The 22,223-nt window shown below is 61.5% G+C and carries 21 protein-coding genes and 1 other RNA gene; 4 read left to right on the plus strand and 18 right to left on the minus strand.

All coding sequences use genetic code 11. The features are described 5' to 3' along the window. Nucleotides 1-8: 8 nt before the first annotated feature. The 16 genes from ftsA to rsmI form a co-directional block, all read right to left on the minus strand. Nucleotides 9-1,268, minus strand: a complete 1,260-nt coding sequence (ftsA, locus tag AB4N41_RS03770; protein ID WP_016773282.1) for a cell division protein FtsA — start codon at nucleotides 1,266-1,268, stop codon at nucleotides 9-11. A gap of 15 nt (nucleotides 1,269-1,283) precedes the next feature. Further along, nucleotides 1,284-2,150 (minus strand): cell division protein FtsQ/DivIB, encoded by an 867-nt coding sequence (locus AB4N41_RS03775; RefSeq protein ID WP_039761388.1) that lies wholly within the window; start codon nucleotides 2,148-2,150, stop codon nucleotides 1,284-1,286. 4 nt (nucleotides 2,151-2,154) lie between these two features. Continuing rightward, nucleotides 2,155-3,129 carry a D-alanine--D-alanine ligase gene (locus AB4N41_RS03780; protein WP_016773280.1) on the minus strand — a complete coding sequence of 325 codons (975 nt, stop codon included), beginning with the start codon at nucleotides 3,127-3,129 and terminating at the stop codon, nucleotides 2,155-2,157. Beyond that, nucleotides 3,126-4,586: a UDP-N-acetylmuramate--L-alanine ligase gene (gene murC, locus AB4N41_RS03785; RefSeq protein ID WP_024014243.1), complete on the minus strand. Its 1,461-nt coding sequence runs from the start codon at nucleotides 4,584-4,586 to the stop codon at nucleotides 3,126-3,128. Before murC ends, AB4N41_RS03780 begins: the two co-directional genes overlap by 4 nt. Then, nucleotides 4,579-5,649 carry an undecaprenyldiphospho-muramoylpentapeptide beta-N-acetylglucosaminyltransferase gene (murG, locus tag AB4N41_RS03790; protein WP_460138345.1) on the minus strand — a complete coding sequence of 357 codons (1,071 nt, stop codon included), beginning with the start codon at nucleotides 5,647-5,649 and terminating at the stop codon, nucleotides 4,579-4,581. The genes murC and murG overlap by 8 nt, the downstream gene beginning before the upstream one ends. Continuing rightward, on the minus strand, nucleotides 5,639-6,856 hold the full coding sequence (gene ftsW / locus AB4N41_RS03795; RefSeq protein ID WP_016773276.1) for a putative lipid II flippase FtsW: 1,218 nt from the start codon (nucleotides 6,854-6,856) through the stop codon (nucleotides 5,639-5,641). The genes murG and ftsW overlap by 11 nt, the downstream gene beginning before the upstream one ends. Further along, nucleotides 6,853-8,199, minus strand: coding sequence for a UDP-N-acetylmuramoyl-L-alanine--D-glutamate ligase (gene murD / locus AB4N41_RS03800; RefSeq protein WP_076564071.1), 1,347 nt, complete (start codon nucleotides 8,197-8,199; stop codon nucleotides 6,853-6,855). Before murD ends, ftsW begins: the two co-directional genes overlap by 4 nt. Before the next feature lie 5 nt (nucleotides 8,200-8,204). Beyond that, nucleotides 8,205-9,287 carry a phospho-N-acetylmuramoyl-pentapeptide-transferase gene (gene mraY / locus AB4N41_RS03805; protein WP_016773275.1) on the minus strand — a complete coding sequence of 361 codons (1,083 nt, stop codon included), beginning with the start codon at nucleotides 9,285-9,287 and terminating at the stop codon, nucleotides 8,205-8,207. Beyond that, complete coding sequence (locus AB4N41_RS03810) at nucleotides 9,287-10,654, minus strand: UDP-N-acetylmuramoyl-tripeptide--D-alanyl-D-alanine ligase (RefSeq protein WP_056790214.1); 1,368 nt, start codon at nucleotides 10,652-10,654, stop codon at nucleotides 9,287-9,289. Before AB4N41_RS03810 ends, mraY begins: the two co-directional genes overlap by 1 nt. Continuing rightward, nucleotides 10,647-12,110 (minus strand): UDP-N-acetylmuramoyl-L-alanyl-D-glutamate--2,6-diaminopimelate ligase, encoded by a 1,464-nt coding sequence (locus tag AB4N41_RS03815; RefSeq protein ID WP_016773271.1) that lies wholly within the window; start codon nucleotides 12,108-12,110, stop codon nucleotides 10,647-10,649. The genes AB4N41_RS03810 and AB4N41_RS03815 overlap by 8 nt, the downstream gene beginning before the upstream one ends. Continuing rightward, on the minus strand, nucleotides 12,110-13,849 hold the full coding sequence (locus tag AB4N41_RS03820; RefSeq protein ID WP_174823877.1) for a peptidoglycan D,D-transpeptidase FtsI family protein: 1,740 nt from the start codon (nucleotides 13,847-13,849) through the stop codon (nucleotides 12,110-12,112). The genes AB4N41_RS03815 and AB4N41_RS03820 overlap by 1 nt, the downstream gene beginning before the upstream one ends. Beyond that, the gene (gene ftsL / locus AB4N41_RS03825) at nucleotides 13,849-14,142 is read right to left on the minus strand and encodes a cell division protein FtsL (RefSeq protein ID WP_016773269.1); all 294 of its coding nucleotides are present in this window, start codon (nucleotides 14,140-14,142) and stop codon (nucleotides 13,849-13,851) included. Before ftsL ends, AB4N41_RS03820 begins: the two co-directional genes overlap by 1 nt. Beyond that, nucleotides 14,139-15,086, minus strand: a complete 948-nt coding sequence (rsmH, locus tag AB4N41_RS03830) for a 16S rRNA (cytosine(1402)-N(4))-methyltransferase RsmH (protein ID WP_024014247.1) — start codon at nucleotides 15,084-15,086, stop codon at nucleotides 14,139-14,141. Before rsmH ends, ftsL begins: the two co-directional genes overlap by 4 nt. Beyond that, nucleotides 15,083-15,538: a division/cell wall cluster transcriptional repressor MraZ gene (mraZ, locus tag AB4N41_RS03835; RefSeq protein WP_007917012.1), complete on the minus strand. Its 456-nt coding sequence runs from the start codon at nucleotides 15,536-15,538 to the stop codon at nucleotides 15,083-15,085. Before mraZ ends, rsmH begins: the two co-directional genes overlap by 4 nt. Nucleotides 15,539-15,940: 402 nt before the next feature. Continuing rightward, an RNA gene (gene rnpB / locus AB4N41_RS03840) (RNase P RNA component class A) lies at nucleotides 15,941-16,292 on the minus strand. A 73-nt stretch (nucleotides 16,293-16,365) separates the two neighbouring features. Beyond that, entirely contained in the window at nucleotides 16,366-17,271 is a 906-nt protein-coding gene (rsmI, locus tag AB4N41_RS03845; RefSeq protein WP_252876879.1) for a 16S rRNA (cytidine(1402)-2'-O)-methyltransferase, read from the minus strand. 177 nt (nucleotides 17,272-17,448) lie between these two features. On the opposite strand from rsmI, the gene AB4N41_RS03850 reads away from it, so the two are divergent. The 4 genes from AB4N41_RS03850 (at nucleotide 17,449) to AB4N41_RS03865 (ending at nucleotide 20,892) form a co-directional block, all read left to right on the plus strand. Further along, nucleotides 17,449-19,260 carry a penicillin-binding protein activator gene (locus tag AB4N41_RS03850; protein WP_252876880.1) on the plus strand — a complete coding sequence of 604 codons (1,812 nt, stop codon included), beginning with the start codon at nucleotides 17,449-17,451 and terminating at the stop codon, nucleotides 19,258-19,260. After that, nucleotides 19,260-19,622 carry a YraN family protein gene (locus AB4N41_RS03855; protein WP_016773265.1) on the plus strand — a complete coding sequence of 121 codons (363 nt, stop codon included), beginning with the start codon at nucleotides 19,260-19,262 and terminating at the stop codon, nucleotides 19,620-19,622. Before AB4N41_RS03850 ends, AB4N41_RS03855 begins: the two co-directional genes overlap by 1 nt. A 101-nt stretch (nucleotides 19,623-19,723) precedes the next feature. Beyond that, complete coding sequence (locus AB4N41_RS03860; protein WP_008082788.1) at nucleotides 19,724-20,317, plus strand: phosphoheptose isomerase; 594 nt, start codon at nucleotides 19,724-19,726, stop codon at nucleotides 20,315-20,317. Beyond that, the gene (locus AB4N41_RS03865) at nucleotides 20,314-20,892 is read left to right on the plus strand and encodes a BON domain-containing protein (protein ID WP_024014250.1); all 579 of its coding nucleotides are present in this window, start codon (nucleotides 20,314-20,316) and stop codon (nucleotides 20,890-20,892) included. The genes AB4N41_RS03860 and AB4N41_RS03865 overlap by 4 nt, the downstream gene beginning before the upstream one ends. A gap of 153 nt (nucleotides 20,893-21,045) precedes the next feature. On the opposite strand, the gene AB4N41_RS03870 is transcribed toward AB4N41_RS03865, so the two are convergent. Further along, nucleotides 21,046-21,459 carry a ClpXP protease specificity-enhancing factor gene (locus AB4N41_RS03870; RefSeq protein WP_016773263.1) on the minus strand — a complete coding sequence of 138 codons (414 nt, stop codon included), beginning with the start codon at nucleotides 21,457-21,459 and terminating at the stop codon, nucleotides 21,046-21,048. A 16-nt stretch (nucleotides 21,460-21,475) separates the two neighbouring features. Continuing rightward, on the minus strand, nucleotides 21,476-22,093 hold the full coding sequence (locus AB4N41_RS03875) for a glutathione S-transferase N-terminal domain-containing protein (RefSeq protein ID WP_007961620.1): 618 nt from the start codon (nucleotides 22,091-22,093) through the stop codon (nucleotides 21,476-21,478). Between the last annotated feature and the right edge of the window lie 130 nt (nucleotides 22,094-22,223).

Genomic DNA, 22,223 nt, shown 5'->3' on the forward strand with positions numbered 1-22,223 from the left:
TAAAGCTTTTAAAAATTGCCCTGAACCCACTTTTTCAGTCGGTCCAGCAGCGGCGCCTGAGGCTCTTCGCTGCTGTAGCTGTCGCGGCTGCCGATGCCGGAGAACGAAACTCCATCGGACTGCTTTTGCAGGCCGTACATCAACAAGCCGACGCCAGTGGAATAAATCGGGTTGCGCACCACGTCATCCAGACCTTTCACGCCATGCGGCACACCGAGGCGCACCGGCATGTGGAAGATTTCTTCGGCCAGTTCAGTGGCGCCTTCCATTTTCGACGTACCGCCGGTGAGCACGATGCCCGCCGGGATCAGGTCTTCGTAGCCGCTGCGACGCAGCTCGGCCTGGATCAGGGTGAACAGTTCGTCGTAACGCGGCTCGACCACTTCGGCCAAGGCCTGACGCGACAGCTCACGCGGTGGACGGTCGCCAACGCTCGGCACCTTGATGGTTTCACCGGCACCGGCCAGTTTGGCCAGGGCGCAGGCGTAACGGATCTTGATCTCTTCGGCGTACTGGGTCGGGGTGCGCAACGCCATGGCGATGTCGTTGGTCACTTGATCACCGGCAATCGGGATTACGGCGGTGTGACGGATCGCGCCTTCGGTGAAGATCGCGATGTCGGTGGTGCCGCCGCCGATGTCGACCAGGCACACGCCCAGTTCTTTCTCGTCGTCGGTGAGGACCGAGTAGGCCGAGGCCAGTTGCTCGAGAATGATGTCGTCGATTTCCAGACCGCAGCGACGCACGCATTTTTCAATGTTCTGAGCAGCGTTGACGGCGCAGGTAACCACGTGAACCTTGGCTTCCAGACGCACGCCGGACATGCCCAGCGGCTCGCGCACGCCTTCCTGGTTATCGATCACGTAATCCTGCGGCAGGGTGTGCAGCACGCGCTGGTCAGCCGGGATCGCTACGGCCTGAGCGGCGTCGAGCACACGCTCAAGGTCAGCCGAGCTGACTTCGCGATCACGGATCGCAACGATGCCGTGGGAATTCAGGCTGCGGATGTGATTGCCGGCCACCCCGACGAACGCCGAGTGAATGCGGCAGCCGGCCATCAGTTGGGCTTCTTCGATCGCGCGCTGGATCGACTGCACGGTGGATTCGATGTTGACCACCACGCCCTTCTTCAGGCCGCGGGACGGATGCGTGCCGATCCCGACGATTTCCAGCTGGCCGTCGTCCGCGACCTCGCCTACCAGCGCCACCACTTTGGAGGTGCCGATATCCAGACCGACGATCATTTTGCCGCTTTGCACGTTTGCCATGGGTCCTGCCTCTTCTTAATTCTTTGCGACAGCGGGTTGGGCTGTCGTCGGCGCTACGGGTTCCCGCCAGCCAACAGCGAGGCCGTTGGCGTAGCGCAGATCGATGCGCGCAATGTTCGTAATCTGCTCTTTCAGCGTCTTGTCATAGATGGCGATAAAGCGGCGCATCTTTTCCACCAGGTTGCCGCGTCCCAGCAGCAACTCGATGCCGGGGCCGGAACTGCCGGCACCGGTGGTCAGGAACCAGCTGCCGCGTTCACGCAATTCCAGGCGTGCGATCGAAAAACCCAGCGGCCGCAGCATCTGGCTCAGCACCTGATACTGCTGCATTACCTGCTGCTGAGCCCGTTGTGGGCCGAACAGCTGCGGCAGGTGTTCATAATTCGCCAGTTCCTTGGGCGTGAACGCCTGGCCCTGGTTGTTGAGCAACGACTCGTCGCCCCAACGCGCCACCGGCAATTGCTCTTCGAGGCGGATCACTACCTGATCCGGCCACACCCGACGCACTTCGGCGTGGGCGATCCAGGGCATCTGCTCGAGCTCGGTACGCATACCGGCGAGGTCGATGGTGAAGAAGCTCGACGCCACGAACGGCGCGATCCGCTGCTGCACCGCCTGCTGGCTGATGTAGCTGAGGTCGCCCTGCACCGCGATCTTGCTGATCGGCCGGTCGGCGTACGGCAGCAAACGCTGCGCGCCTTCGTAGGTGCCAAACCCCAGCGCCACCAGCAGCACCGGCCAGAACAGACTTTTCAGAAAGCTGAAATTGGCTTTCGGCAGGCGCGCGGACATCGGCTCTTTCGCCACCATTCGGCTGGCACCCCGCGGCACCGGCTTGCGGCCGGGTGCGGGTGGCTGATGTCTGAGATGAGCGCCTTGCATGGTCTTAACCTCGCGCCTCTGTTGCGCCTGCGTCTTCAACGCTGGCGGCCAGAATGGCCAGAACCAGTTGCTGGAAATCCAGACCGGCAGCCCGCGCCGCCATCGGCACCAGGCTGTGATCGGTCATGCCCGGTGCGGTATTGACTTCGAGGAACCAGAACTGCCCGTCGGCGTCCTGCATCACGTCCGCCCGACCCCAACCGGCGATACCCAGCGCCTCACAGGCCTTGGCCGTGAGTTCCATGAGTTCCTGTTCCTTGGCCGCGTCCAGCCCGCACGGAATGCGGTACTGGGTATCGTTGGCGATGTACTTGGCGTCGTAGTCGTAAAATGTGTGCGGTGTACCCAGGGCGATTGGAGGCAACACCTGGTCACGCAGGGTGGCGATGGTGAACTCCGGACCTTGAATCCATTGCTCAACCAAGACTTGCGAATCGTAGGTACTGGCCGCTTTCCATGCGTCGATCAACTCGGACGCAGAATTCACTTTGGCCATCCCGATACTTGAACCTTCATGCGCCGGTTTGACGATCAAAGGCAGGCCCAGTTCCGTCGCCGCCGAAATACAATCGGCTTCGCTGCACAGCACGGCGTGACGTGGCGTCGGAATGCCAAGGCTGTGCCAGACCTGCTTGGTGCGCAGTTTGTCCATCGCCAGTGCGGAAGCAAGAATGCCGCTGCCGGTGTAAGGGATGCCAGCGCACTCGAGCAGGCCCTGCATGCTGCCGTCTTCACCGCCGCGACCGTGGAGAATGATGAACGCGCGGTCGATCTTTTCGCTGAGCAGACGCTGCAGGAAGTCTTCACCGACATCGATGCCGAACGCATCGACGCCAGCGCTTTGCAGCGCCTCGAGCACGGCGTTGCCGGATTTCAGCGAAACCTCACGCTCGGCACTCAGGCCGCCGAAGAGCACGGCGACGCGGCCGAAGTCTTTCGGCGCGATGGTGGAGAACAGCTTGGCGTAGGCAGCAGTCATTTCAACTTCCCCTCGACCGGCGCCGCCACGGCGCCGGCGAACAATTCACTTTTCAACAGCTTCGGCGCGAGACCGCCGATATCACCAGCGCCCTGGCACAGCAGAATGTCGCCGGCGCGCAGCAGCGGCTTGACCAACGGCGCCAGGTCAACGCCCCGCTCGATGTAGATCGGGTCGAGCTGACCGCGCTGGCGGATGCTGTTGCACAGCTTGCGGCTGTCGGCGCCAGGGATCGGCTCTTCGCCGGCCGGATAGACTTCCATCAGCAGCAGCACGTTGGCGTCGGCCAGTACATTGACGAAGTCGTCGTACAGATCACGGGTGCGGCTGTAGCGGTGCGGCTGGTAGACCATCACCAGACGACGCTCCGGCCAGCCACCGCGCACAGCTTTGATCACCGCAGCGACTTCGGTCGGGTGGTGACCGTAGTCGTCGACCAGCATCACGTTGCCGCCGTCCACCGGCAGCTCGCCGTAGACCTGAAAGCGTCGACCGACGCCCTGGAAGCCTGACAGGCCCTGAACGATGGCTTCATCGCTGACGCCTTCGTCGGTGGCGATGCAGATGGTCGCCAGCGAGTTGAGCACGTTGTGGTTGCCGGGCATGTTCACCGACACATCCAGCGGCTCGCGATCCGGGCGCAAGACGGTGAAGAAGGTCTGCATGCCCTGCTGACGGACATTGATCGCGCGCACATCGGCGTCTTCGCTGAAGCCGTAGGTCACGGTCGGACGCTTGACCAGCGGCAGGATTTCGCGCACCACCGGATCGTCCAGGCACATCACCGCCAAACCGTAGAACGGCAGGTTGTGCAGGAATTCGACGAAGGTTTTCTTCAGTTTGTTGAAGTCACCGTCGTAGGTCGCCATGTGGTCGGCGTCGATGTTGGTGACCACGGCCACCAGCGGCTGCAGATGCAGGAAGCTCGCATCGCTTTCGTCGGCTTCGGCAATCAGGTAACGGCTGGTGCCGAGCTGGGCATTGGTGCCCGCTGCATTGAGGCGACCACCGATCACGAATGTCGGGTCCAGACCACCGGCCGCGAACACCGAAGCGATCAGGCTGGTGGTGGTGGTTTTGCCGTGGGTACCGGCGACGGCGATGCCGTGGCGATAGCGCATCAGCTCGGCGAGCATTTCTGCGCGCGGCACCACTGGAATGCGGCGCTCAAGGGCAGTCGCCACTTCCGGGTTGGACGTGTTTACCGCGCTCGACACCACCAGCACGTCGGCGGTAGCGGCGTTCTCGGCACGGTGACCGATGAAGATCTGCGCGCCGAAGGTTTCCAGGCGCTCGGTGACCGGCGAGGCTTTCAGGTCGGAACCGGAGACTTGATAGCCCAGGTTCAACAACACTTCAGCGATACCGCACATGCCCACGCCGCCGATGCCGACGAAGTGGATGCGACGGATGCGGCGCATTTCCGGTTGTGGCATGGCTTTCTGATTCTCAACCATGGGCCACCTCCAGACAGGTATCGACCACGCTACGGGTGGCATCGGGTTTGGCCAGTCGGCGGGCCACTTGGGCCATTGCTTCAAGTCGTTGCGGTTGCATCAAGACCTCTGTCAGGCGCGCGGCAAGATCCGCGGCACCAGTCGTTCTTTGCGGCATCAGGAAGGCAGCGCCTTCGCGGGCCAAATAATCGGCGTTGCGGGTCTGGTGATCGTCGATCGCGTGGGGCAAAGGCACCAGCATCGAGGGCAGACCGGCGGCCGCCAGCTCACTGATGGTCAACGCGCCAGCGCGGCACACCACCAGGTCAGCCCAGCCATAGGCCTGGGCCATGTCTTTGATGAACGGCTGCACCTGCGCTTCCACACCCACGGCGCGGTAACGCTCGGCAGTCACTTCATCGTGATTTTTGCCGGCCTGATGAAACACTTCCGGGCGCAGGTCGGCAGCGACTTGGGCCAGGGCTTCAGGCAGCAATTTGTTCAACGGTTCTGCGCCCAGGCTGCCGCCAAGGATCAGCAAACGCGCTTTGCGCCCGGTCAGCGCCGGTCGCGATGTGTCGAGGAACAGCTCGCTGCGCACCGGATTACCGGTGGTACGGCGGCTGTCCGACAGAGTAAAGGTGTCGGGGAACGCTTCACACACTCGGGCGGCGAACGGCACCAGCAACCGATTGGCGGTGCCGGCGACAGCGTTCTGCTCGTGAACGATCACTGGCACGCCGGCCAGTTTTGCGGCAAGACCGCCGGGGCCGGTCACATAACCGCCGAAGCCAACCACGCACACCGGTTTCAGGCGGCGCATGATCGCCCGCGCCTGCCACACCGATTTCAGCAGCATCAGCGGCGCCTTGAGCAGCGACAGCTTGCCCTTGCCGCGCAGACCGCTGGCGTTGATCCGGTGCAGTTCAAGCCCTGCCGCCGGAACCAGTTCGTTTTCGATCCCGCGTGGCGTGCCGAGCCAGTGCACGGTGTAGCCGCGCGCCTGAAACTCGCGGGCACAGGCCAGCGCCGGGAACACGTGGCCGCCGGTACCGCCGGCCATGATCAATACGTTAGCGCCCATGAGTCGGCTCCTCGGCGAAGTCGCTCTCCTGGAATTCCATCTCTTCGCTGCCCAGGTGGGTTCGACTCTCCCACTCGATGCGCAGCAACAGGCCCAGACAGGCGCAGCAGATCACCAGCGAGCTGCCGCCGTAACTGAGGAACGGCAAGGTCAGACCCTTGGTTGGCAGCAGGCCGACGTTCACACCGATGTTGATCAGGAACTGACCAATCCACAGGAACGACAAGCCGTAAGCCACGTAAGCGGCAAAGAACTGCTTGGCCTTCTCCGCCCACAGGCCGATGTACATGCCGCGAATACACACGAACACGAACAGCGCGACGGTGCACAGCGAACCGACTGCACCGAGTTCTTCGGCGAGCACTGAGAACACGAAGTCGGTATGCGCTTCCGGCAGATAAAACTGTTTCTGCACGCTGTTGCCCAGGCCGACGCCCAGCCACTCGCCGCGACCGAAAGCGATCAAGGCCTGCGACAGCTGATAACCGGCGCCGAACTGGTCGGCCCACGGGTCGGCGAAGTTGGTCAGACGCGCCATTCGATACGGCTGCATCTGGATCAGCAAAACCACCGCGCCAACCGCCAGCACCACCATCAGCGAGAAGCGGAACAGCCCGACCCCGCCAAGGAACAGCATCGCCGCCGCCGCGCCCATCATGACTACGGTGGCACCGAAGTCCGGTTCCATCAGCAACAGACCGGCCATCGGCAGCAGGACGATGAACGGCTTGAAGAAGCCCATCCAGCTCTCGCGCACTTCTTTCTGCCGGCGCACCAGATAACCGGCGAGGTAGATCACCACGAACACCTTGGCGATTTCCGACGGCTGCACGTTGAAGAAGCTGAAACCGATCCAGCGCATCGAACCGTTCACTTCGCGGCCGATGCCGGGGATGATCACCATCACCAACAGGCCGAACGCACCGATCAGCATCATCCAGCCGAGGCGCTGCCAAGTGGCGATCGGGATCATCATGGTGACAATGCACGCACCCAGGCCCAGCACCACATAGATAAGGTGGCGAATCATGTAATACAGCGGACTGCCCGACTGCGCCGCCGCCACTTCGGTGGACGCCGAAGCGATCATGATCAGGCCCAGGCCGAGCAGCGCCAGGCAACCGGCGAGCATCGGGAAGTCGAGGTCGATGCCACGCCCGGTGATCAGCGGCGACGGGTACGGCTTGATGATGTTTCTCAAGTTCATGCCAGTTCCTCCACAGCGCGGACGAACTGGTGACCACGGTCTTCGTAATTCTTGAACATGTCGAAACTGGCGCAGGCCGGCGACAGCAGCACCACGTCACCCGGCTGGGCAGCGGCGCGGCATTGCGCGACGGCGTCGACCAGCGAGGTCGCGCGGATCAGCGGCACGGCATCGCCAATGGCCTCGCCGATCTTGTCGGAGTCACGCCCCATCAGCACCACGGCGCGGCAGTTGGCCGCCACCGGATCGCGCAGATCGTTGAATTCGGCGCCTTTGCCGTCACCGCCGGCGATCAGAATGACCTTGCCGTCGATGTCCGCGCCCAAACCTTCGATGGCGGCCAGAGCCGCACCAACGTTGGTGGCTTTGGAATCGTTGTAATAGGCCACGCCGTCGAGATCGCGCACCCACTGGCAGCGATGCTCGAGGCCGGCAAACGTACGCAATGCAGAGAGCATGGCGTCGAACGGCAGGCCCACCGCGTGACCCAGTGCCAATGCGGCGAGGGCGTTGGACTGGTTGTGCGCGCCGCGAATCTTCAGTTCACGCACCGGCATCAGGTTCTGGAATTCGAAGGCCAGGTACTTCTCGCCGTCTTCTTCGCGAATACCGAACGCCTTGAAATCCGGTTTGCTCAGGCCAAAGGTCCAGCATGGCTGACCTTCACCGATCAATGGACGGCTCAGGGCATCCTGACGGTTGACCACAAATTGCTTCGCGCCCCGGAAGATCCGGTGCTTGGCCAGGTGATAGGCCGGCAGACCGCTGTAGCGATCCATGTGGTCTTCGCTGATGTTCAGCACGGTGGCGACTTCGGCGTTGAGCTGGTCGGTGGTTTCCAGCTGGAAACTCGACAACTCCATGACGTACAGCTCGACGTCATCGCTGAGCAGGTCCAGCGCCGGGGTGCCGAGGTTGCCGCCAACGGCGACGCGTTTGCCCGCCGCAGCCGCCATCTCGCCGACCAGCGTGGTCACGGTGCTTTTCGCGTTGGAGCCGGTGATCGCGACGATCGGCGCCCGCGCGTTACGCGCGAACAGTTCGATGTCGCCGGACATTTTCACGCCACGGGCAGCGGCGGCTTGCAGGGCCGGGGTCGCCAGCGCCAGGCCGGGGCTCACGTAAAGCTCGTCGGCACGGCAGAGGAATTCGACGTCCAGCTCGCCACAACGCACTTCCACGTGCGGATAGTCACGCTTGAGCGTGGCCAGTTCCGGTGGATTTTCCCGCGTGTCGGCCACAGCAAACGACGTGCCCCGGTTCGCCAGGAAGCGAACCAGGGACATGCCGCTCTTGCCGAGGCCGACAACGATGCGGAAGTGGTCAGAAGCGATCAGAGACACTCGTTCTACCTCAGCTTCAGGGTGGCAAGGCCGACCAGGACAAGAATCACGGTGATGATCCAGAAACGGACGATCACGCGCGGCTCGGGCCAGCCCTTGAGTTCAAAGTGGTGGTGAATCGGCGCCATGCGGAACACGCGGCGACCGGTCAGCTTAAAGGAGGCAACCTGAATGACCACTGACAGGGTTTCCATCACGAACACGCCGCCCATGATGAACAGGACGATTTCCTGACGAACGATCACCGCGATGGTGCCCAGTGCCGCGCCGAGTGCCAGGGCACCGACGTCGCCCATGAACACTTGCGCCGGATAGGTGTTGAACCAGAGAAAACCGAGACCGGCACCGATCAGCGCACCGCAGAACACGATCAATTCGCCTGCGCCCGGCACGTAAGGAATCAGCAGGTATTCGGCGAATTTCACGTTACCCGACAGGTAGCAGAAAATCCCCAGGCCACCGCCGACCATTACGGTTGGCATGATCGCCAGGCCGTCGAGGCCGTCAGTCAGGTTGACTGCGTTGCTCGAGCCGACAATCACGAAGTAGGTCAGCACGATGAAACCGGCGCCCAGCGGAATGCTGTAGTCCTTGAGCATCGGCAGAATCAGCGTGGTTTCCACCGGCGTCGCGGCAGTCATATAAAGGAAGATCGCAGCGCCGAGACCGAACACCGACTGCCAGAAATACTTCCAGCGGCTCGGCAGGCCACGGGAGTTCTTCTCGATGACTTTGCGGTAATCGTCGACCCAGCCGATGGCGCCGAACAGCAGGGTCACCAGCAGCACCACCCAGACGTAGCGGTTGCTCAGGTCAGCCCAGAGCAAGGTGCTGACGCCGATCGAAGACAGAATCAGCGCGCCACCCATGGTCGGCGTACCGGATTTTGACAGGTGCGATTGCGGGCCGTCGTTACGTACCGATTGGCCGATCTGACGGTTCTGCAGAGTACGGATCATCCACGGGCCATAGCACAGCGACAAGACCAGCGCGGTCAGCACACCGAGAATCCCGCGCAGGGTCAGGTACTGGAAGACCGCGAAGCCTTTGTAGAACTGTTGCAGATACTCCGCTAGCAGCAGCAGCATTAATGTTTCTCCAGACTGGACCCGCACAGAGCCGCAACGATGTTTTCCATCGCTGCGCTGCGCGAACCCTTGATCAAAATGGTGGTGTTTGTGTCCTGCTCGGCGGCGAGGGCCTGGATCAGCTCGGCCTGGGTGCCGAAGTGCTGCGCCTGCTCACCGAAAGCGTTTACCGCGTGGACCATGTTCGGCCCGACCGCGTAAAGCGCAGAAACCTTGCCTCGGGCGTACTCGCCCACGTCGCGGTGCCCCTGCTCCGCCCAGTCGCCCAACTCGCCGATATCGCCGAGCACCAGGACGGTGCGGCCGGAAAAGCCGGCGAGTATATCAACGGCCGCGCACATCGAGGTGGGGTTTGCGTTGTAGGTGTCATCGATCACGCGCATGCCGTTTTTTGCCAGTTGCGCGACGGTGCGCCCCTTGACCGGTTGCACCGCACCGAGGCCGGTGGCGATGCCGAACAGCGACACGCCCAAGGCGTGAGCAGCAGCGGCGGCAGCCAGGGCATTGGCGACGTTATGAGTACCGAGCAGGTTCAGTTGCACGCGCTCGCTACCTTCAGGGGTGTGCAGGTTGAACGCCGGGCAACCACGGGCATCAGTGGCCAGATCGCTGGCGTGGAAATTCGCCTCGCTGTTGCTCAGGGCGAAGGTCAGCACCTGACGGCCGGCCGCGCGGGTCTTCCAGATACCAAAAGCCTTGTCATCGAGGTTGAGCACGGCGATGCCATCGGCGGCCAGACCCTCGATGATTTCGCCTTTGGCTTCGACGATTTTTTCCGGACCGCCGAACTCACCGACGTGAGCGGTGCCGGCGTTGTTCAGAATCGCTACGTGCGGCTTGGTCAGGCCGACGGTGTAGGCGATTTCACCGAGACGCGAAGCGCCCAGTTCGATCACGGCGGAGGTGTGTTCCGGCGCCAGTTCGATCAGGGTCAGCGGTACGCCGAGGTCGTTGTTCAGGTTGCCACGGGTCGCCAGCACCGGACCGCGCGTGCGCAGGATGCTCGCGAGCATTTCCTTGACCGTGGTCTTGCCACTGGAACCGGTCACCGCCGCCACTGGCTGGGTGAACGCAGCACGGTTCAACGCGCCGAGTTGGCCGAGGGCCTGACGGGTGTCCTTGACCAGCAATTGCGGCAACGCGCTGTCGGCGACTTCGCGCTCGACCAGTGCCGCCACGGCGCCTTTGCCGGCAACGTCGTTCAGGTAGTCATGACCGTCGAAACGCGGGCCGGTCAGGGCGATGAACAACTGGCCGGGCTGGATCGCACGGCTGTCGATACTGACGCCGTCGAAACTCGCGTCAGCGCCGATCAAACGGGCTTCGAGGACGTTGGTCAGTTCACTGAGTGTCAGGGCCTTAAGCATGGGCCACCTCCCACGCGGTCAGGGCATGATCGGCCTCGACCAGATCGGAAAAGGCATGGCGCACGCCGTTGATTTCCTGATAGTCCTCGTGACCTTTGCCGGCCAGCACAATGACGTCATCAGCGGTTGCGCCAGCAATCAATTGCGCAATGGCCTGGCCGCGACCGGCGACGAAAGTGACTTTATCCACAGCGGTGAAACCGGCGCGGATGTCGTCGAAAATCACCGCAGGATCTTCGGTGCGCGGGTTGTCGTCGGTGACCAACACCTGGTCAGCCAGACGCTCGACCACTTCGGCCATCAACGGACGTTTGCCGCGATCACGATCGCCACCGCAACCGAACAGGCACAGGAGCTGGCCTTTGACGTGCGGGCGCAGTGCTGTGAGAACTTTTTCCAGTGCATCAGGGGTGTGGGCGTAATCGACCACCACCAGCGGCTGCGTGCCGCCACCCAGACGCTGCATGCGACCGGCCGGGCCTTCGAGCTTCGGCAGCACTTTGAGAATTTCGTCGAGGGCGTAATCCAGACCGAGCAAGGCGCCGACTGCGGCCAGCACGTTACTCAGGTTGAAACGACCAAGCAGCGTACTGCGCAGGTGATGCTCGCCCTGCGGCGTGACCAGCGTGGCGCGCACGCCATGATCGTCGAACTGCGCTTCGCGGCAAAACAGGTAGGCGCTGCTATCCAGCAGGCTGTAGGTGATCAAACGCGACTCGCGTTTTTCCGCCGCCAGTTGCCGGCCGAAATCGTCGTCGAGGTTGACCACGCGGCACTTCAGGTCATTCCAGGCGAACAGCCGGGCCTTGGCCTCGGCGTACGCCTGCATGGTGCCGTGATAATCCAGGTGATCGCGGGACAGGTTGGTCATCACCGCCACGTCGAAGGCCAGCGCGGTGACCCGGCCCTGATCCAGACCGTGGGACGACACTTCCATGGCCACGGCTTTCGCACCGGCCTTTTTCAGGTCACCCAGGGTTGCTTGCACGGCAATCGGATTCGGCGTGGTGTGCAGGCCGCTTTCCAGCGCACCGTAGAAACCGGAACCGAGGGTGCCGACGATGCCGCAATGCTGGCCGAGCAGATCAAGTGCCTGCGCGACCAGTTGGGTCACGCTGGTCTTGCCGTTGGTGCCAGTGACGCCGATCAGGTTCAGGTGATGACTCGGCTCACCGTAAAAACGCCCGGCAATGTCCGAAAGTTGCGCCGCCAGACCCTTGACCGGGATCAGCGGCACGTCAGTGATCGGCAATACGGTGGCGCCTTCGACCTCATACGCCACGGCAGCTGCGCCGCGTTGCAAGGCATCCGCGATATGCGCACGGCCATCGAAACGGCCGCCGGGCACGGCGAGAAACAGATCGCCGGCGCGCACGTTGCGGCTGTCCAGCGCCAGTTCACGGATCAACAGATCGTGGCCGGCGTGGGGAAATATCTTGTTCAGACTTAATGACATCAGCCGCGCCCTCCATTGGCTTTCAGCGGAACGACCGGGGTGGCGTTGGCCTGTTGGGTGGTCGGCAGGTTGTCCGGGGTCACGTTCATCAGGCGCAGGGTGCCGGACATCACACGGCTGAATACCGGCGCGGACACCAGACCACCGAAGTAACCGGCCTTGGTTGGCTCATCAATCACCACAACAATGGCGTAACGCGGATCGCTCATCGGGCCGAAGCCGGCGAACAGCGAACGGTAGGAATTTTCTGCGTAGCCCTTGGTGCCGACCGAGGTCTTGCGCGCGGTACCCGACTTGCCGCCGACGTGATAAGCCGGCACCTGCGCACGGAACACGCCGCGCGGCGCTTCGATTACCTGCTGCAACATGCCCTGCATGGTTTTCGCCACGGCTTCCGGCAGCACTTGGGTGGTCTGCGGCATCTTGTCGGTTTTGATCAGCGTCAGCGGCGCGAGACGACCGTTGTTGGCCAGTGCCGAGAACGCGTGCACCAACTGGATCGCGGTCACGGAAATACCATAGCCGTAAGACAAGGTTGCAGTTTCAGCCTTGCGCCATTCGCGGTAGTTGGGCAGATTGCCGACGCGTTCGCCGGGGAAGCCCAGGCCGGTGTCCTGACCGAGGCCGACTTTCTGCGCGAGACGGAAAATGGTTTCGCCGCCGATATCGAAGGCGACTTTACTCATGCCGACGTTACTGGAATTGATCAGGATGCCGGTCAGATCGAGCACTGGCCCTTCGGTCTTCGACACGTCTTTAATGGTGTATTTGCCGATCTGCAACGAGCCCGGATACACCTCGACGGTGTCGCTCGGTTTCCAGCGGCCGGTTTCGATTGCCGCGCTCATGGAAATGGCTTTCATGGTCGAACCCGGCTCGAACACGTCGATCATGGCGCGGTTGCGCATCATCGCCGGTTGCAGGTTGCGACGGTTGTTCGGGTTGTAGGTCGGCTGGTTGACCATGGCCAGGATCTCGCCGGTCTTCACATCCATGATCACCAGACTGCCGGCCTTGGCACCGTTTTCGATGATCGCGTTGCGCAGCTCGCGGTTGGCCAGGTATTGCAGACGCAGGTCAATCGACAACGCCAAGGGCTTGCCAGCCTTGGCGTTCTTGGTGACTTGAACATCCTTGATCAACCGGCCACGGCGATCCTTGATGACTTGTCGTTTGCCCGGCACCCCGGCCAGCCATTCGTCATAGGCCAGCTCGACGCCTTCGCGACCGTGATCGTCGATGTCGGTAAAGCCGACCATGTGCGCGGTGACTTCACCGGCCGGGTAGAAGCGGCGGAATTCTTCGATGCCGTAGACGCCCGGCACTTTCAGATCGAGCACAGCCTGACCCTGCTCGGGGGTCAGCCCGCGCACCAGATAAATGAATTCTTTGTTGGCCTGGGCTTCGAGGCGTTCGCTCAGGGCTTTCGGGTTCTGGCCCAGCGCGGCGGCGAGTGCCGGCCACTTCTCTTTGGCCGACTGCATTTCCTTGGCGTTGGCCCACAGCGTGGTCACTGGGGTACTGACAGCCAGAGGCTCGCCGTTACGGTCGGTGATCAGGCCACGGTGCGCCGGAATCGGAATATGCCGCAGGCTGCGCGCATCGCCCTGCCCTTTGAGGAAGTCACGGTCGACCACTTGCAGGTCGATGATCCGCCAGCAGATCGCCGCGACCATCAGACCGAGTAGCGCCACCATCAGGCGGAAGCGCCATGGGAACAGCGCGCCTTCGAGTTTCATCATGGCGCCACCATCTTCACGTCGGCGGCGCCAGGGATGTGCATCTTCAGTTGTTCGGTGGCCAGCACTTCGATGCGGCTGTGCGCAGTCCAGGTGCTCTGCTCGAGAATCAAGCGGCCCCACTCGGCCTGCGCCTTGTCGCGCACGCTGAGTTCGTTATAAAGGGTGTTGAGCAACTGCCGGTTCCAGTGTGCGCTGTACGACACGGCAATGGCCGAAAACAGCACGCCGATAAACAGCAGCAGCATCAGAAAGCTGCCGCCGGGCAGTGGTTTGGCGAAAAGCTTGCTCACCGCAACTTCTCCGCGACACGCATGACGGCGCTACGGGAACGTGGGTTGGCTTTGAGTTCGGCGTCGGAGGCCGTCTGCGCTTTGCCGTGGATTTTGATTTTCGGTTCGAAGGCGACGTGGCGAACCGGCAGGTTGCGCGGCAAATTGTCGGCCTCACCTTTCACCAGCTTGCGCATGAACAGTTTGACGATGCGGTCTTCCAGCGAGTGGAAGCTGATCACCACCAGACGGCCGCCAACTTCCAGCGCTTCCAGCGCGGCGTCGAGACCGGCTTCCAGATCGCCGAGTTCGTTATTGACGTGAATGCGCAACCCCTGGAACGCGCGGGTGGCCGGGTTCTTGCCCTTTTCCCACGCCGGGTTGGCGACTTTCAGCACTTCGGCCAGATCGGCGGTGCGCTCGAACGGCTTGATGTCACGACGCTCGGCAACGGCACGGGCCATACGCCCGGAGAAACGTTCTTCGCCGTATTCCTTGAACACCCGGGCGATTTCTTCCACAGGCGCGGTGTTGACGAATTCGGCAGCGCTGATGCCACGGGACGGGTCCATGCGCATGTCCAGCGGCCCGTCATTGAGGAAACTGAAGCCGCGCTCGGCGTCATCGAGCTGCGGCGACGACACGCCGAGGTCGAGCAGAATGCCGCTGACCTTGCCGGTCAGGCCTTGCTCGGCAACCACCGAACCGAGCTCGGCAAAGCTGCGCTGCACAACGACAAAGCGGCCGTCTTCGGCCGCTAGCGTTTGCCCGGTGGCAATCGCTTGAGGATCCTTGTCGAATCCGATGAGTCGACCGTCCGGCCCGAGCTGGCTGAGGATCAACCGGCTGTGCCCGCCGCGCCCGAACGTGCCATCCAGATAGCAGCCATCAGGACGTACGGCGAGAGCCTCGACGGCTTCGTCAAGCAGTACGGTGATGTGGTTAAAGCCGCTATCAATAGTCACAGGATCAAATCACGCAGTTCATCAGGCATCGCGCCCGGTTGTTGAATAGCAGCAAGGTCAGCGGCAGATACCGCGTTCCATGCATCCTCGTCCCACAATTGGAACTTGTTCAGTTGGCCGACCAGCATCGCGCGCTTATCGAGCTTGGCGTATTCGCGCAAACGCGGCGGAACCAGGAAACGACCACTGCCATCGAGTTCGAGGTCGACGGCATTACCAATCAATAAACGTTGCAGGCGACGGTTCTCTTCGCGAAGCGAAGGGAGTGCGCGCAACTTGGTTTCAATAATTTCCCACTCATCGAGCGGATAGACACACAGGCATGGATCAACGGCATCAATGGTCACGATCAATTGGCCGGAACTGCGCGAATCGAGCTCGTCACGGTACCGGCTCGGCATGGCGAGACGGCCCTTTGCATCGAGACTGATAGCGTTAGCTCCGCGAAACACGTCAGCGTTTCTCCAATTTTTATCGTTTTGAGCTCAAAAAACCCACTTCATGCCACTTTCCGCCACTTGCGCACACTATAGGAATGCGCCCACCACACCGTCAAGGCGCGGATTAAAGGAAAAGCCTTACAGAACGGAGATTTAGCGACGTAAAAGGAGGTTCAACGAGAATCTGACGTGAAGTTTTGGTCAATAACTTGATGCAGCACTGAAAGCTGCGCTCGAAAGTTAAAGTAGTTTGTTAAGAGTAAGATTTTTTCGGTATTACAAAGGCGCTTCGGCTGTTGATTGAAGCAGGGTGGGAAAAGGCTATTACCGCGTTTGCCGCTGCCGGAATTTCAGACCAGGCCGGCTGATATTACACAGCCGCGTCTTCTTTGTTTCAAGCAGGGAAAGAAAAAGGTGGAGAGTCGATCTGTAAGCCGGGTTCTGTCTTGAACAGTCATTCGTCTACGATGGCCATCACTGGACATCTTTAGCAACCTACCCGGTCCCAGCGCGGGCCACGCCTTGGGACCCTATTTGGTCTTGCTCCAAGTGGGGTTTACCTAGCCACGAACTGTTGCCAGACGTGCGGTGCGCTCTTACCGCACCTTTTCACCCTTACCGGCGCTTGCGCGCTTAGGCGGTTATTTTCTGTGGCACTTTCCGTAGGCTCACGCCTCCCAGGCATTACCTGGCACTTCGCCCTATGGAGCCCGGACTTTCCTCCCCCCTAATTCTCATAGAGGGCAGCGACTGTCCGATCGACTCTCCGCCGCGAAGGTTAACGGCAGAGCGCCGGAAGAACAAGCGCTAAAACCCTCCATACCGCCATGGGCGACGGCTTACACGCCTTTCTGTTTATCCAGCGCCACCTGATACAACACGTTTTTGCGCTCGCCAGTGATTTGCGCTGCCAGTGCGGCGGCGCGCTTGAGTGGCATTTCCTCCAGAAGCAGATCGAGGATGCGCATGGCTTCGCTGCTGACCGCGTCCTCCGACTCCGGCGCGGTCCAGCCGGCCACCAGCACTACGCACTCACCGCGCTGCTGATTGCTGTCGGACTCGACGAACGCACGCAGCTCGCTGAGCGGCAGGCCTTTAAGGGTTTCGAAGGTTTTGGTGATTTCCCGCGCCAGCAGAGCCTGACGCTCGCCGCCAAACACTGCTTCCATATCCTGCAGGCATTCGAGAATGCGATGCGGCGCTTCATAGAAAATCAATGTGCGCGGCTCTTCTTTAACCGCTTCCAGACGCGCCTTGCGTCCGACCGACTTGGCCGGCAGAAAGCCTTCGAAGATAAAACGGTCGGACGGCAAGCCCGCCGCCGACAGCGCTGCGATCAACGCACAGGCACCCGGCACCGGCACCACGTTGATCCCGGCCGCACGGGCCTGACGCACCAGGTGATAACCCGGATCGGAAATCAGCGGCGTGCCGGCATCGGAGATCAGCGCGATGTTGTCGCCCGCCAACAACCGCGTAATAAAGCGGCTACCCTCATCCCGTTCGTTGTGTTCGTGACATGCGGCCAAGGGCGTGCCGATGCCGAAGTGCTGCATCAGGCGCGCCGAATGCCGGGTGTCTTCCGCTGCAATCAGGGCCACTTCACGGAGGATTTTCAAGGCCCGGGCGCTGATGTCGTCCAGGTTGCCGATGGGCGTCGCCACCACATAAAGCGAGCCAGCAGCGGAATTCAAAGGACCTGGAGCAGTCAAAGCGCACACCTCGTGATCGGTAAAAGCGGCCATTGTAGCGCGTCATGAGGCTTGCGATGCGCTCCGGCCGAGTGCGGTTTTTCGCCCGGTTGTGCGCTGCCGCAACATTTACTCCAGCTAAATTGACCGATTCACGCCAGTAACATCGCGCCCCGGCCAGTGCTTGGGTACAATTCCACGCTAATTTGATCGAGTATCAGGAACACTTACATGATCGCTTGCCTGCGGCTGTTCACTGCCCTCTGCCTCGCTGCCTTGTTGGCCGCGTGTGCCAGCTCCCCTTCCTCCAGCCTTGGCGAACTTCCACGGACTCCGGACGCCAGCATCGAGCAACTGCTCGAACAGGCTGCGCAGGCTAAAACCCCGGAACAAGCCGCCCTGCTGCGCCTGAGCGCGGCGGACCAGGCTTACCGCCAAGGCAATGCCGGCCAGTCCGCGCAAATCCTGCAACAAGTGCCGGTGGAGCAACTCAAGCCAGGCCAGCAGATTTTCGCCAATACGCTTTCCGCCGAACTGGCCATGACGCGCAATCAGCCGAAAGCTGCGCTGACCGCCCTGAGCCATCCTAGCTTCCAGAAGCTCGGGGAAATGCCGGAAGAGCAGCAAGTGCGCACTGGCACCGTTCACGCCCGCGCCCTTGAAGCCGATGGCCAGACGCTGGCCGCTGCCCGTGAGCGTGTGTTCATTGCACCGATGCTGGAAGGCGAAGCGGCGAGCAAGAACCACGAAGCGATCTGGACCCTGATCGCTTCGCTGCCAACCGATCAATTGCAACCGAACAACACCGACGATCTCGGCGGCTGGATGGCACTGGCGCAAGCGGTGAAAACCGCAGGCACGCTGGAACAGCAACAAGCCGCGATCGACAACTGGCGTGCGCAGAATCCAAAGCACCCGGCGGCGATCAACCTGCCGCTGCCGCTGACCAAGCTCAAGGAACTGGCCAGCCAGCCACTGAGCAAAATCGCCCTGCTGCTGCCACAGGACGGCCAGTTGGCGTCGGTCGGCAAAGCGCTGCGTGAAGGCTTCATGGCCGCGCATTATCAGGCGCAACAGGCCGGCCAGAACCCACCTGCCATCGAGTTCTACGACAGCTCGAAGCTGACCTCGATGGACGAGTTCTATCGCAAGGCTCAGGCTGACGGCGTGCAACTGGTAGTCGGCCCGCTGGAAAAACCACTGGTCAAGCAACTGAGCACTCGCCCGCAACTGCCGATCACCACCCTGGCGCTGAACTACAGCGAAGGCGAACAAGGTCCGGCGCAGTTGTTCCAGTTCGGTCTCGCTGCTGAAGACGAAGCTCGCGAAGTTTCCCGTCGCGCTCGTGCCGACGGCCTGCATCGCGCCGCGATCATGGTGCCGAAGGGCGAATGGGGCGATCGCGTCCTGCGTGCCTTCAGCCAGGACTGGCAAGCCAATGGCGGCAGCATCGTTGCCACCGAGCGTGTCGATCAGCCGGTGCAACTGGCCCAGCAGATCGCCGACATGTTCCAGCTGCGTCAGAGCGAAGCTCGCGCCAAGAGCCTGCAGAATGTTGCCGGCACCAATGTCGCCGCGCAGCCTTCGCGTCGTCAGGACATCGAATTCATCTTCTTGGCCGCCACGCCGCAACAGGCCCAGCAGATCAAGCCGACCCTGAATTTCCAGTACGCCGGTGACGTGCCGGTCTACGCGACCTCCCACGTCTACAGCGCCAGCGGCGACGTCAATCAGTACAACGACATGAACGGCATTCGCTTCTGCGAAACCCCATGGCTGCTGGAAACCAGCGATCCGCTGCGCCAGCAAGTAGCTGCGCAATGGCCGCAAGCCAATGGCAGCCTCGGTCGCCTGTACGCCATGGGCGCCGATGCCTATCGCCTGGCACCGCGCCTGGGTCAACTCAAGGCCCTGCCGGACAGCCGCATCGAAGGTCAGTCGGGCAGCCTCGGCATGACCCAGACCCAGCGCGTTGTGCGCCAGTTGCCGTGGGCACAGTTCGTCAGCGGTCAGGTGCAGCGTCTGCCGGACACCCCGCACTGATGCCCGACAGGTCACGCTCGCAAAGCGGCAAGGATGCCGAGCGCCAGGCGCTCGAACATCTGCAACAACAAGGGCTGCGCCTGCTGGCGCAGAACTGGTTATGCAAACGCGGCGAGCTTGATCTGGTCATGCTTGATGGCGATACAGTAGTATTCGTTGAAGTTCGCTACAGAAAAAACACTCAATGGGGTGGCGCGCTCGCCAGTATCGACGAGCGCAAGCAGCAGAAACTGATCTTTGCAGCACAGTATTTTCTTCAGCGCGAGTCGCGTTGGGCCAATTCCCCCTGCCGCTTCGATGTGGTGGCGATCGACAGCCACCCGAATCAGCTGAACTGGTTGCAGAATGCTTTCGACAGTTGATCGCCTGCACCCTGCCCTGTTTTCGTCCGACACATTTTGCTCTTTGCTTTGCCGGCTGCACATTCACGTGCCGAACAGCCGCGCCACTTAAGGTCACACAGATGGACATGCAATCCCGAATTCGCCAGCTTTTCCAGGCCAGTATCGACACCAAGCAACAGGCGATGGACGTACTTGCACCGCACATCGAGCAAGCCAGCCAGATCATGGTCAATGCCCTGCTCAACGAAGGCAAAATGCTCTCGTGCGGCAACGGTGGCTCGGCCGGCGATGCCCAGCATTTTTCTTCGGAGCTGCTCAACCGCTTCGAGCGCGAGCGTCCGAGCCTGCCGGCGATTGCGCTGACCACCGACACTTCGACGATCACCTCGATCGCCAACGATTACAGCTACAACGAAGTGTTCTCCAAGCAGATCCGCGCCCTCGGCCAGCCGGGCGATGTATTGCTGGCGATTTCGACCAGCGGCAACTCGGCGAACATTATTCAAGCGATCCAGGCCGCACATGATCGCGAAATGATTGTCGTAGCTTTGACCGGACGCGATGGCGGCGGCATGGCGTCGCTGCTGTTGCCCGAGGACGTCGAGATTCGCGTACCGGCCAACGTCACTGCACGTATTCAGGAAGTCCACTTGCTGGCGATCCATTGCCTTTGCGATCTGATCGACAGCCAACTGTTCGGGAGTGAAGAATGACCCCTAATCGCCTTGGCCTTCTGGCCTTGACCCTGTGCCTCGGCATCAGCGGCTGCACTTCGGTGGTGAATGCCAGCCGTGAAGCGCCGATCGAAGACGACCGTGGCACGCGCACCTTCGGCAGCAAGATCGACGACTCGCTGATCGAAACCAAAGCGGGCGTGAACATCGCCAAGGCCGATCCGGCACTGGACAACGACTCGCACATTGTCATCACCAGCTTCAACGGCGTGGTCCTGCTCGCCGGCCAGACTCCGCGCGAAGACCTCAAGGCCAAAGCCGAACAGGCCGCCGCCAACGTCCAGCGCGTGAAGAAGGTGCACAATGAACTGCAAGTGCTGCAACCGTCCTCCCTGCTCGCGCGCCAGAACGACGCGTGGCTGACCACCAAGATCAAGACCCAGATGCTCACCGACGCCAGCATTCCTGGCTCGCGCATCAAAGTCGTGACCGAGAACGGCATCGTCTATCTGCTGGGCCTGCTGACCAAACAGGAAGCCACTCAGGCAACCAATCTGGTTCAGGGTGTGTCCGGTGTGCAGAAGATCGTGAAGCTGTTCGAATACATCGACTGACCTGATTACGCAGGAGTTGTGCAGGAGCTGACGAGTGCATCGAGGCTGCGATCTTTTGATCTTGCTTTTAAAAATCAAAAGATCGCAGCCTCCGGCAGCTCCTACACGACCAATGCAGGCACAAAAAAGGCGATCCATCCGGATCGCCTTTTTTTATTTCACAACCTTCAAGCTTGGCCGGCCACTCGGACGTGGCGGCTCGCTGCCCGGTGGCGGCGAGTCGTCATCCGGATCAATGTCTTCCTCGTCGTCCATCGGCAACTCGAGGTCAAACACCATGCCCTGGCCGTTCTCCCGGGCGTAGATGCCCAGGATCGCGCTGATCGGCACGTAGAGACTGTGCGGAACACCGCCGAAGCGGCCTTCGAACGTCACCACGTCGTTGTCCATGTGCAGATGACGCACGGCACTCGGCGAGATGTTCAGGACGATCTGGCCGTCACTGGCAAAACCCTGTGGCACCTGCACCGCCGGGTACTCGGAGTTGACCAGCATGTGCGGGGTGCAATCGTTATCCACAATCCACTCGTAGAGCGCGCGGACCAGATAAGGTCGACTGGAGTTCATAGCGGCTCCTTAAGCCTTAGCGCATATCGCGTTCGACACCAGACAGACTCGCCTGGAAAGCCTCACGCGCAAACTGACGCTCCATATAATCAAGCAGCGGCTTGGCCGGCCGCGGCAGTTCAATACCCAGAATCGGCAAACGCCAGAGTATGGGTAATAGGCAGCAATCCACCAGACTTTGTTCCTCACTGAGGAAGAACGGTTTGTCGGCAAACAGCGGCGAAACGCCGGTCAGGCTTTCGCGCAGTTCCTTGCGCGCCACGACCCGTGCAGCTTCTTTGCTCTTGGGATCCAGAATCAGATCCACCAACCCGCACCAGTCACGCTGAATCCTGTGGATCAGCAGACGGCTGTTGGCCCGCGCCACCGGGTAAACCGGCATCAGCGGCGGATGCGGGTAACGCTCATCCAGATACTCCATCACCACGGTCGACTCCCACAACGCCAGGTCACGATCGACCAGCGTCGGCAGACTGCCGTAAGGGTTCACCTCAATCAGTTTAGGCGGCTGGCGGCCCGCTTCCACGTAAATGATTTCGGCGCTGACACCCTTCTCTGCAAGCACGATGCGCACTCGGTGGGAATAGTGGTCGGCGGGGTCGGAGTAACAGGCCAACCGATTGGTCACGCCCATGGCGATCCTCCTCGCTTGTTGAATTTGTCGGAACCGGAAAAACGCGCGCGCCCAGAGGGCACCTCCCGCAGGGTCTGACTGAGCAGACCCTGCTTTAGCGGAGGCGCCCTTGGGCGCGCGCGATTAACAG

Source organism: Pseudomonas sp. S2_A10 (genome assembly GCF_054668465.1).